At 28.2% G+C, this 12,806-nt stretch carries 10 protein-coding genes; 3 read left to right on the top strand and 7 right to left on the bottom strand.

Annotated elements, in window-relative coordinates; genetic code table 11:
- Positions 1-208: 208 nt before the first annotated feature.
- The 7 genes from HF850_RS12535 to HF850_RS12505 form a co-directional block, all read right to left on the bottom strand.
- Positions 209-1,492 carry a hemolysin family protein gene (locus HF850_RS12535; protein WP_169105786.1) on the bottom strand — a complete coding sequence of 428 codons (1,284 nt, stop codon included), beginning with the start codon at positions 1,490-1,492 and terminating at the stop codon, positions 209-211.
- A 270-nt stretch (positions 1,493-1,762) separates the two neighbouring features.
- Positions 1,763-4,393, bottom strand: a complete 2,631-nt coding sequence (gene adhE, locus HF850_RS12530; RefSeq protein ID WP_169105785.1) for a bifunctional acetaldehyde-CoA/alcohol dehydrogenase — start codon at positions 4,391-4,393, stop codon at positions 1,763-1,765.
- A gap of 451 nt (positions 4,394-4,844) precedes the next feature.
- The gene (locus HF850_RS12525; RefSeq protein WP_169105784.1) at positions 4,845-5,792 is read right to left on the bottom strand and encodes a carbohydrate kinase; all 948 of its coding nucleotides are present in this window, start codon (positions 5,790-5,792) and stop codon (positions 4,845-4,847) included.
- Positions 5,785-7,245, bottom strand: a complete 1,461-nt coding sequence (locus HF850_RS12520; protein WP_169105783.1) for a sucrose-6-phosphate hydrolase — start codon at positions 7,243-7,245, stop codon at positions 5,785-5,787. Before HF850_RS12520 ends, HF850_RS12525 begins: the two co-directional genes overlap by 8 nt.
- A gap of 66 nt (positions 7,246-7,311) precedes the next feature.
- Positions 7,312-8,301: a LacI family DNA-binding transcriptional regulator gene (locus HF850_RS12515; protein WP_169105782.1), complete on the bottom strand. Its 990-nt coding sequence runs from the start codon at positions 8,299-8,301 to the stop codon at positions 7,312-7,314.
- A 317-nt stretch (positions 8,302-8,618) separates the two neighbouring features.
- On the bottom strand, positions 8,619-9,977 hold the full coding sequence (locus HF850_RS12510; RefSeq protein ID WP_169105781.1) for a sucrose-specific PTS transporter subunit IIBC: 1,359 nt from the start codon (positions 9,975-9,977) through the stop codon (positions 8,619-8,621).
- 279 nt (positions 9,978-10,256) lie between these two features.
- Positions 10,257-10,733: a DUF6106 family protein gene (locus HF850_RS12505; protein ID WP_169105780.1), complete on the bottom strand. Its 477-nt coding sequence runs from the start codon at positions 10,731-10,733 to the stop codon at positions 10,257-10,259.
- 186 nt (positions 10,734-10,919) lie between these two features.
- On the opposite strand from HF850_RS12505, the gene HF850_RS12500 reads away from it, so the two are divergent.
- From HF850_RS12500 to HF850_RS12490, 3 genes are all read left to right on the top strand, one after another.
- Entirely contained in the window at positions 10,920-11,438 is a 519-nt protein-coding gene (locus HF850_RS12500) for a helix-turn-helix transcriptional regulator (RefSeq protein WP_169105779.1), read from the top strand.
- A gap of 230 nt (positions 11,439-11,668) precedes the next feature.
- Positions 11,669-12,025: a hypothetical protein gene (locus tag HF850_RS12495; protein ID WP_169105778.1), complete on the top strand. Its 357-nt coding sequence runs from the start codon at positions 11,669-11,671 to the stop codon at positions 12,023-12,025.
- 31 nt (positions 12,026-12,056) lie between these two features.
- Complete coding sequence (locus HF850_RS12490) at positions 12,057-12,767, top strand: protein kinase (protein ID WP_169105777.1); 711 nt, start codon at positions 12,057-12,059, stop codon at positions 12,765-12,767.
- Positions 12,768-12,806: the final 39 nt, after the last annotated feature.

Below are 12,806 nucleotides of genomic sequence, written 5' to 3'. Positions count from 1 at the left end.
AATAGTCTTTCCTATTCTGTTTGCAAATTCTCCTATTGAGTAATATTTCACAACTTATCACCTCAATAAGATTATATAATAAATAGAAATATATTTTTATATATTTTTATAGATTATTTTTAACAGTTAAAAGCCTCCCACAATTTAAATAAATATATCAAAAAGACTGCTTTATTATCTAAGCAGTCTTTTTGATAACACATAAAAACTATGCTTCAGTTTCTCGTGTATTTTCCTCTTCTTTTTTATCTATAAACATTCTCACTTTTAATATTCTATTCTTTTCTACTTCTTCAGCAATAAGCCTTATGTTACCTATTACAACCTCTTCATTTTTCTCAGGCATTCTTCCAAGTTCATTAATCATAAGACCACCTACAGAATCAAATTCTTCAGACTCCATATTTACTCCTATAATATCACTAATATCATGAAGTCTTACACTTCCATCAAAAATATATTCATTATCACTTATTACTTGAACAGATGGTTTATCTTCATCATATTCATCTTCTATGTCACCAACAATTTCTTCTATCAAATCTTCTATTGTTACAATTCCAACAGTTCCACCATATTCATCAAGTACAACAGCAATATGGTTCCTTGTCTTCTTCATTTCTTTAAATAATTCTACTATTTTTTTAAATTCAAAAGTGTAATATGGTTCTCTTATATATTTCTTAATATCAAAATTTTCTCTTGGATTTTCCACCATAGCAAGATCTTTTACGTTTAAAATACCTATAATATTATCTATTGTTTGATTATATACAGGGATTCTAGAGAACTGTTCGCTCTTAATCACTTCCATTAGTTCATCATAATTAGCTTCTTCGTCTATAGATACAATATCTACTCTTTGAACCATTATGTCTTTTACTTGTTGATCAGCGAAATCAAAAACATTAAATATCATTTCCTTTTCAACATTTTCTAAAACACCTTCTTCTTCACTTACATCAACCATTGTTTTTAGTTCTTCTTCTGTAATAAATGATTCTGTTGCATTAGGATTGCCACCTAATATTTTAATAAACAATGATGATATTCCTGTGAATATACCTATAAATGGTCTAAATACAAATACAATTATTCTTATTATCTTTGCTACTTTTAAAGCTACTGTTTCAGACTTTTGTTGTGCTATTGATTTTGGAGTAATCTCACCAAAAATAAGTACAAGTATAGTCATTATTCCTGTTGCAATTCCAACACCACCACTACCAAATATATTAGTTGCAACTATTGTTGCTAATGATGATGCTCCTATATTTACTATGTTATTACCTATTAAAATTGCACCTAAAAGTTTATTTGGGTCTTCCAAAAGCTTCTCAACTAGCTTTGCATTAGGTACTCCTTCTTCAACCATATGTCTCAATCTTATTTTACTTATAGACATAAGAGCAGTTTCTGACATTGAAAAAAAGCTAGACATTGCAATTAATATAAGTAACACAATTATCTGCCACGTATAACTAGAGTCCAAAAATAATCACTCTCCTAAAAATTTAACATATTGTATTACTAAATATTATACCATAATTAGAGATATTATAAATGACTTTCCAATATTTATTAACAATTAAGTCATATTTATGTCTTATTTATCTATAATTCACTATATTATTGTAATCTCCTTGTTTTCTATTAATTATTCATATTTTAATTTCCTTTATTATTTATATGAAAAATAACCGCTGCATATTGCAGCGGTTATCATTTAAAAATGTCTTGTGTGATTAAGCATTAATATATATTATTTCTTCTTGTTTTCCTTTTTACCTTCGTTTTTTGAAGCTTTTACTGTATCAAATGCATTTATATACATTTCCTTTAATTCTCTCATTAATGGATATCTTGGGTTAGCTCCTGTACATTGATCATCAAATGCTTGCTCAACCATTTCATCTAATTCAGCATAGAATTTTTCTTCATCTACTCCAGCTTCTTTAATAGTCATTGGCATGCCAACTTTTCTTTGTAATTCTTCTATAGCTTTAAGTAATAATTCTACTTTTTCAGCCTCTGTCTTTCCACCTAATCCTAAGTAGTCAGCTATCTTAGCATATCTAGCTACTGCTTCTGGATATTTGTATTGTGCGAATGCTCCTTGCTTAGTTGGTGCTTCAGTAGCATTGAACTTAATTACTTCTTTTAATAATAATGAGTTAGCCATACCGTGTGGTAAGTGATGGAATGAACCTAACTTATGAGCCATTGAGTGACAAATTCCTAAGAATGCATTAGAGAATGCCATACCAGCTATACATGATGCATTAGCCATTTTTTCTCTAGCTACAACGTTAGTTGTTCCTTCATTGTATGCTAATGGTAAGTAATCAAATACTAACTTGATTGCTTCAAGTGCCATTCCGTTTGTGAATTCAGATGCCATTACTGAAACATATGCTTCCATAGCGTGAACTAATACGTCGATACCAGCACAAGCAGTTAATCCCTTTGGTGAAGTCATCATTAATTCTGGATCAACGATTGCCATATCTGGAGTTAATTCGTAGTCAGCTAATGGATATTTTACTCCTGCTTCTTCATCAGTGATAACTGCGAATGGAGTAACTTCTGAACCTGTACCAGCTGAAGTTGCTATAGCTACCATCATAGCTTTTTGACCCATTGTTGGGAATTTGTATATTCTCTTTCTGATATCCATGAATGTCATTGCTAAATCTTCGAATGATACTTCTGGATGTTCGTACATTACCCACATAATCTTAGCTGCATCCATTGCTGATCCACCACCAAGTGAAATTACAACGTCTGGGTTAAAACTTAACATTTCTTTAGCTCCAGCTCTTGCACATCTTAAAGTTGGATCTGGCTCAACATCGCAGAATATTTTGTATTGAATTCCATGTGCAGATAATACATCTGTAATCTTGTTAGTATATCCTAAGTCAAATAATACTTTGTCTGTTACGATAAATGCTTTCTTTTTACCCATTTCAGCTAATTCTTCTAAAGCTATTGGTAAACAACCATATTTAAAGTAAGTTTTTTCTGGAACTCTGAACCAAAGCATATTTTCTCTCCTTTTAGCTATTGTCTTAACATTAATTAAGTGTTTTGGACCAACATTTTCAGAAACTGAGTTTCCACCCCATGATCCACATCCTAAAGTTAAAGATGGTGCTAACTTAAAGTTAAATAAGTCACCTATAGCTCCTTGAGATGCTGGCATATTTATTAATGTTCTAGCAGTCTTCATTTTGTGTCCGAATGTCATTATTCTGTCTTTACATTTGATTTCATCAGTGTAAAGGATAGATGTATGACCTAATCCACCTAATTCTATTAATCTATCAGCCTTTTCTAAACCTTCTTCAAAGTTCTTAACTTTGTACATAGCAAGTACTGGAGATAATTTTTCGTGTGAGAATGGTTCTTCTAATTCTACTGAAGTAACTTCTCCAACTAAAACTTTAGCGCTTTCTGGAACGTTAACTCCAGCCATTTTAGCTATCTTGTAAGCAGATTGACCAACTATATTAGCATTTAATCCGCCTTTTTCGTTTAAGATAATCTTTCTTACTTTATCTATTTCTTCACCTTTAAGGATATAAGCTCCTCTTAAAGCTAATTCATTTTTAACTTCTTCATATTTTTCTTCTACAACTAATATTGATTGTTCTGATGCACAGATAACTCCATTATCAAAAGTCTTAGACATAAGAATTGAGTTTACAGCCATTTTTATATCAGCAGTTTCATCAATTACTGCTGGAGTATTACCAGCTCCAACTCCTAAAGCTGGTCTTCCTGATGAGTAAGCTGCCTTAACCATTGCAGGACCACCTGTAGCTAAGATGATATCTGATTCAGCCATAACGTTTTGTGATAATTCTACTGATGGTTCATCAATCCATCCGATTATTCCTTCTGGAGCTCCAGCTTTTACTGCAGCTTCTAAAACTACTCTTGCAGCTTCAATTGTAGCTTTTTTAGCTCTTGGATGTGGAGAAATGATTATTGCATTTCTAGTCTTTAATGCTATTAATGTTTTGAATATTGCTGTTGATGTTGGGTTAGTAGTTGGTACTATAGCAGCAATAACTCCTATTGGTTCAGCTATTTTTGTAACTCCATAAGTGTTATCTTCTTCTAAAACACCACAAGTTTTCATATCCTTATATTTGTTATATATATATTCAGCAGCGAAGTGGTTTTTTATAACCTTATCTTCAACTATTCCCATTCCTGTTTCTTCTACAGCCATTTTTGCTAATCTTATTCTATTGTGATTAGCTGCTAAAGCTGCTTGTCTAAAGATTTTATCTACTTGTTCTTGAGTATATTCAGCAAATTGCTTTTGTGCTTTTCTTAGCTCTTCAATTCTTTTTGTTAATTCTTGAGCATTTGTTACTTTCATTATATTATTCCTCCTAAAACAAATGTCATACTCATTTGTTTGTTCTAAAATTCTTTTATTTTAGTATGTGTATTTTTTCTCTTAAATAGTAAATCGTAATATGTGTAATATTTTTTGTTATTTTTTTAACAACCTATGATTTGATTTTAAATCATTGTTTATTTTTTGTCAATCTTTTTTTTATGTTTTTTTATTTATTTTAGATAAAAATAGAAATAGTACTATATAATACGTCTAAATATCCTTAAATAACGTTTTCTTAAAAATAATTTATTGTCAAAGAATAATACCATTTATTAATCTCTGTTAAACTTATTTCACTTTATCACGCAAAATATTACATTTTTATTCATTTATTGTAATTTTTATTATTACTGTTTTTTATTTCTTGTTTTTTTACAATAAAAAAAACATGCATATGCTTAATACATACGCATGCCTTTCATAACTATTATTGAATTGCATTTACTTCGTCTAATGTTGGCATTGATGCTATAGCACCATAATTTGTACATGTTATTGCTCCAACCTTATTAGCAAAAGCAATTATTTCTTTCCATTTATCTATACTTATATTCTTCTTATCTTCAATATCTGAAACTTGTTTTAATACTGCTCCAACGAATGAATCTCCTGCTCCAGTTGAATCCACTTGGTTAATCTTTATCGATGGTATTATTGCACTTTCACCATAAACACTTAAATAAGTTCCTTTAGAACCTAAAGTTATGGTAACAACTTTAACTCCTAAATCATGTAAAGCCTTAACTCCTGCTTCTAAATCTTTTTCTCCTGTAATTAAAGTTAATTCTTCATCACTTAATTTAGTGAAATCACTATATCTTAAGAATGTCTTACTATCTTCAACAAATTGTGCAAGCATATGTGGCTTGATTAATGCATCCCTATAGTTAGGGTCAAAAGAAATATATATATTATTTTCTTTTGCATAATCTAATAATTTAAAATAAGTATTTTTTAATTCTCCATCTAAGAATCCTGTAGCTGACCCAAAGTGAATTATATCTGTAGCAGTTATCTTTGAAGTATCAACATTTTCCAATGAATATTCACCATCGCTTCCTCTTAAGAAATCAAAGTTACGTTCTCCATCTTCATCAATACCTACTAATGCCATAGTAGTGCTTCCTTTTTCAACTGTCATTTCAGTGTTAATATTTAAGTCTTTTAATATTTGTACTAAGAATTTACCAAAGAAGTCATCTCCTACTTGACCTAAGAATGCAGCATTTCCTTCTAATTTAGTTATAGCAGCAGCTACATTTGCTGGTGCTCCTCCAGCTTTCTTCTCAAATTTCACTCCATCTTTTAATCCTTTATTATCAACACATACCATGTCAATTAAAAGTTCACCTATACAAAAAACATTTTTATTCATATCTTACACCTCTTAAATTCCAAATGCATAATTTATTAATATTAATATTATTATCACTTTGTATTTCTATTTTAAAGTCATCTGATTTAGGGAAATACATAAAAGTAGTTGTTTCTAAACCATACTCATAATATATTTCCATAACAGAATTATCTATAAACATATGTAAATCTAAACTTTTTTCAGCTTTTAATTTAAACTTTCTTATTCCTCTTCCACCAAGCTCCATATTATTTCTATCTATTGTACACACTTCACTTAATTTATCATAAGTTAAGGATATATATTCATCATTAAACTTAAATTTTAAATTTATACAATTATTTTGTTCAATATTTAAATTTAATTTTATTTCAACATTTCTATTATCTAATTTTATTTCATAATTATTTTCCACTTTATCTTTAATATCTACAATTTTAGTTTCTCTCAAATTTTCTAATTTTTCAAGAGGCTTTTGATATAATACATCATTCTTATATTCTAAAACCCTAGGTAATGTTAATGGGAACATCCACCCACCATTCTGCGCACTTGGATACTCAGAATCCTTATCAGGCATTCCTACCCATCCTATCATTATGTTCTGACCATCATGAGTAAATACCTGTGGCGCATAAAAATCAAATCCCATATCTAATTCTTTAAATTCAGTATGTTTTTTTAATTCAACATTATTTAAATCCAATTCTCCAATCATATATCCTGATTGATAAATATTTTGATTCTTAAATTCTTCTGCTTCTAATCCTTGAGGAGAGAATAATAATGCATATTTATCCTTACTTACCTTAACCAAATTAGGACATTCCCACATAAATCCAAAGTTTTCTTTATCAGTTTTTAATTCACCTAAAAATTCCCACTTTTCAATATCATCTGATTTATATATTAAAGCAGCTCCAGTTAAGTTATCTCTTTGTACTCCAAGAATCATATAATAAGTTCCATCTTGAACGAATATCATTGGATCTCTAAAATGAGCAGTATATCCTTCAGGTTGTTTAGGTATTACAGGCCCTTTCTTTTTAAAGCTGCCATCCTTATGATAATCAACTATACACTGATATGATTCTCTATTGTTATTTTCATCTTTTACATTACCAGTATAAAACAACTTTAATGTATCACCTTTAACATAAGCTCCTCCAGAATAGCATCCATTCTTATCAAACCAGTCTTCAGGCTTTAATATAATTTCAGGTTTAGAAAAATTAACAAAGTCTGCTGTTTTTACTAATCCCCAATGTTTTGTCTTATGTTCACATCCAAAAGGATTCCATTGATAAAAAATATGATACTTTCCATTGTAATAGCTTAATCCATTAGGATCATTCACAAGGCCAAATGGCATTTCAATATGACTTTTATTTCTCCATATATTGCTGTCTTTATTTTGATAATACGAATCTAAATCTTCTTTTATTTTATGATAAACTTTCTCATTGGTCATAATGTGATTCTCCTTATTTATATTATTTGAATTAATAACGATAATCAATAAAATCCTATTACAATATTAAATCTTTCTTACACTTTCTCTTTGTATAAATTTAAGTGATAATGTATTATCTTCTTTTATTTTATTACCCTCTATTAATTCTAAAATTCCTTCTGCTGTTTTTTCACCTATTAATTCATAATTAAATTCTACAGTTGTAAGTGTAGGATAAGATACGCTTCCTACATCGTATCCACCAAACCCAGCTATAGATATTTCATCCGGAACCTTAATATTATTTTCATGTAAATAACGTAATATTCCCAAACACATATTATCAGTAGCACATACAATACCTGTAGGCTTATATTTTAATATTTCTGGTGCTTTTTTATATGCGTTTTCAAAAGAGAAGTTCGTCTTTACGAAATCTACTTTACTATTTTCATTATCTTTAGTAAATGCATCAATAAATCCCTTTTTACGTTCCACACCAACTGCAATATCTTTTTCATCTACACCAACAAAAACAACTTTTTTATGGTTATTCTTCTTAAAATAATTTCCCATTATTCTACCTGCTTCATAATCATTAATCTTTATATAATTGGTGAATTGACTTTTTTGTCCTGTAAATATAGTAGGAATATTTAATATATTAATTAATTTTATATGTTCTTCAGTTATTGCTATAGAATTTACTATTATTCCATCAACACCCTGCTGTGCAAGACTACTGATATTTGAAATTTCTTTTTCTATACTTAAATTACTTACCAAAATAATACCTTGATAATCATTTTCTTCTAACTTTTTAGTTATTCCTGTAAGTAAATTGCCTGCTGTAACTGAATTTATTCTTGGAAGAATGATTCCTACAAGCTTACTTCTCTTAGTTTTTAATCTCTTTGCAAAAAAATTTGTTTCAAATCCAGTCTTTTCTATAGCTTCTTTTATCTTTTTGGCATTTTCTTCACTAACATATCCATTATTTAAATATCTGGAGACACTGCTCTTAGATACATTAACCATATTAGCTATATCTTGAATTGTTACTTTTCTTTTCATCCCATCCTCCACCTAAGTTGTAATCAGTAATATTATACCATTCTATAATATTAAACATAATTGATTTAATGCTATGAAGATGTTGTGCTTCTCCTTAGAAAATAATTTGGTATTATTATAAAATATATTCTTAATAGACATTAAGAATATACTTTATAATAATACCTATTTAAAATAGATATTATTTTTCTATAAAGCTAGATAGATTTAGTAAAAACATAAAAAATATTTTTACTAAATCTATTAAATTATCCTATATTATTTAATTTCAATTTATAAAGTTTAAATCGAAAACTAAATCTGGGATTTTTCAGTTTCTATTCTTCTGTTTTGAATAAGAAGAAAGTTAAGCAGAATGCTACTGCTATTGATACACCGTTTATTATAAGATATCCAACTATGTTATTCATGTATAATAATATCCCTGGAAGTGCTGTTATTCCCATTCCTGTTCCAGCCATATTTAATATTCCTGAAAGCATACCACCTGCAGCTCCACCTATACATCCAAATACGAATGGTTTTATAAATCTTAAATTAATACCGAATATTGCTGGTTCAGTAATTCCTAAGAATGCTGGAACTGCTGAAGAAATATATAATGAACGTTTTTTCTTATCTTTAGTTTTTAATGCTACAGCAAGAGCTGCTGCACCTTGTGCTACTATACCACAAGTAATCATTGCATTGAAAGGATTTAATCCTGTACTTGATAATAATTCAACTTCTAATGCGCTGAATGCATGATGGATACCAGTTACAACTATTACTTGGTGAACACCACCAACTATTGCTCCACCTATTCCATAAGGAAGTAACATAAAGCTCTTTATTGCACCAAATACCCATAATTCGATTGTATGCATTATTGGTCCAACTACTAATAATCCTAAAATCATAGTTACTAATAAAGTTAAAAATGGAGTAACTATTAAATCTATTACATCTGGAATAAACTTCTTTAAAAACTTCTCAGTTTTAGAAGCAATAATTCCAAGTACTAATGCTGGTAATACTGATCCTTGATATCCTACAACTGGAATGCTTAATCCAAATACTGATAACATTATTGGCTGTGCATCTCCAGATGCTATTTGATAGGCATTTGGTAATTGAGGTGCCACAAGCATTAATCCCACTACTATACCGATAACTGGTGTTCCTCCAAATTTTTTCATTGTTGACCAAGCTACTAATGCTGGTAAAAATGCAAATGCTGTATCAGTTAATATTTCACTAAATAAATAAAAATTAGTTCCTGTTTGTAATAATCCTAAGTTAGTTAAAAGACCTCTTATTCCCATAAATAGTCCTGTTGCTACTAATACAGGTATTATAGGAACAAAAACATCTCCAAATGTTCTTGATATCTTTTGTAATAATGACATATTAGCATATGCATCTTCCTTAGCACTGCTAGCTGCTAAGTTTTCTGACCCACCAACTATTTCAGCATACACCTTATTTACAAATCCTGTTCCTAAAATTATTTGATATTGTGCTGCTGCAAAGAATTGACCTTTAACTCCATCAATGTTTTCTATTGCTTTTTCATCAATTTTTGACTTGTCGTTTACTATTATTCTTAATCTAGTCGCACAATGTTCTATTGACTTAATATTTTCTTTTCCACCAATGTGTTTTAGAATCTCTCTCGCTACTACTTGTTCTTTCATAACATATCTTCCTTTAATTTAATATTTTTATGATACCAGTTCCATATCTATAATGTCAATATATTTTTTACCTATAAATCCAATTTTTTCATTAAAAATATACTCTGCATTTTCATATTATCGCTTATATATTTATTATTTCCAAACTTTTTATTTATATTCATTCAATTCAACTGTAAATTATTGGTGAATATTAGAAATTAATTTATGGTATCAGTTCCATGATTGATATAAAAAAATCTATCTAGCTTTATTATTTCTAGATAGATTTTTATTAAACTAAAATATAATCTTAGATCTATATATTATTTTTACTGTTTTTTCAAGTTCACTATTTAAAGCAACTTGAATTTTATTATTATTTCTTAATTGAAAAGTATATACTTTTAATCCATCTCTATTAGAATTAAAAAATACTTTAGCTCCGTTCTTATTTATATCATTATTTTTAGCTATATAAACACTTTCAACATCTTCAACACTTATTTTCTGAACTAATTTTCTCTTTGTACAAGAATATATCTTACTTATATCTATATTTCCATTATATAATTCATATTCATAATCAACATATGAATATCTACGTATAATTAATAAAATTACTCCCATTATTAATACAACAAAACCTATCGGCTTTAAAAACACCATTAATAGAATTAACCCTATAACTATTAATGCTATACTTATATTTTTCATAAGATTAAACGTTTTTTTCGATTTGTCTGACGAAATAAATTGTTCTAATGCAACTTCCATAATTCTTTCCCTCCAAAATACTTTCAAATAATATAAATAGTTAACATTTTATTTGTATAAAACTATCAATATATTATTATTTTACCATATTTATCTAAATAAAATAATAATATAATTACTCATTATTGCTGTTTGTGATATAATATACATATATTTCCAACTAATATTATAGGAGTGTGAGAGTATATGGGAGTAAATGACATAATTAAAGTTGGTAACAATATAAAAAGGATACGTAAAGACAAAAAAATATCTCAAAAAGATATGGCTAAAATGCTCAATATTCCAGGTTCAACATATTCTAATTATGAAAATAATAATAGAGAACCAAGTGCTAAATTACTAAAAAAAATTGCTTATATCCTTGATGTTAATGTAAGTGATCTTTTATCTATAAATGTTAAAGAAAAAAATTCTACTGTTTTTAATAAATACTTATTAGATGATAGCAGCACCGTAGAAGTTATAGAAAAATTAATAAGACTCTGTGAATTTAATATAAAATTCAATGAATTTTCCAACAATAATTATGGTATTGAAGAATCAATAAAACTTGCTATAGAAAATAATGCAATTCCATTAACCTATATAAGCAATGATCAGGGAACTTTAAATCTTACAAATGCTGAATTTATGCAATTGACCGATAAAGTAATAAATTATGTTAAATCAGAGCTAAACAACCTTATTATTCAAAATTCATAAAAACATATATATTAACATCGAGGTGATATCTTTATGTTTTTTAGCTTATCTAATTAAAAAAGCGTCATGTACAATTGTGGCGCTTTTTTATTTATGAAAATTATCCAAATTATAAAATTAAAGAATAAAATAATAAAAAAATGTAACCCAAAATAATGTTTATACATAATATATACTAAGATTTAGATATCTTAACTTTAAGCAAAAGAAAAAATAGAGAGGTGTTTTGTATGAATTATAAACAATCATGCAGAGGTCACAGATACTACCAATCAAGATATAACAACAGTAATGATAGTAATTCAAATCAATCTTATAGTAGTTTAAGTCAATCAAATAGCAGCTCTAGAAGTAACTCTTATAGCAATTCATTTAGTTACAGCAATTCATCTAGTAGATCTAATAGCAATAGCTCTTCTAGAAGTAATTCTTCTAGTAACAGCAGATCAAGTTCTAGAAGCAGTTCTTATAGTGGCAGTAACTACTCTTCTTCTAATAGTAGAAGTAGCTCTAGAAGTCAATCATCATATAGCAAACCATATAGTAAATCTGATTATTCTGATTACTCTGATTATTACGACAGATAATTAATAAAAGTAATTTATTAGAGATTTAAGTATGGATAAATATTACAAGAGAAATGAAATAGTCAACGGTTACTCTATTATTAAGATAATAGGAGAAGGACGGTATGGTATTGCGTATCTAGCTATAAATGATAAAAAGCAAAAATGTGTTATTAAACAACTAAAGAAAAATATGCTCAAAGAAACAAGAAAAAAGCTATTTTATGAAGAAGAAATACTACAAAGTCTTGATAATCCAAACTTTCCTAGGTTTTTAGGTAAATTTAAAGACAAATATCGTGAAGGCTATTTGTTAGAGTATATTGAGGGTAAAGTATTTGAAGATTTAGTAGTAAGAGATAAATGTAAATTTAAAAGAAATGATATCTATACAATTGCTAGCCAGCTTCTTAATTTAACTGAAATACTGCATAATAAAAATATCGTTCACCGAGATATTAGACTTCCTAATGTAATAGTTAAAAGAAATATGAATCTTGCTCTAATAGATTTTGGTCTGGCTAGATATATAGATAATGACAGATATATACCTGAAACTGATTTCTGGTATATAGGGGATTTTTTAATTCACTTATATTATACAACGTATAATATCACAAATGACGAAGACAAGCCTTGGTACGAAGAGCTTGATTTATCTACAGACGAAAAAATCTTGTTAAGAAGACTTATGGGTATAGAAAAACCTTATAAGGAAATTTATGAAATACAAGAACAACTACAAAAGATAAAAGATATTTGATATTAAAAAATAAAACCATGTAATCATAATCTTTCATTA

The organism is Clostridium sp. SM-530-WT-3G (assembly GCF_012843905.1).
Lineage (GTDB): Bacteria > Bacillota > Clostridia > Clostridiales > Clostridiaceae > Clostridium.
Note: the sequence above shows the minus strand (reverse complement) of the source record. Positions and strands in the feature narration are given on the sequence as shown.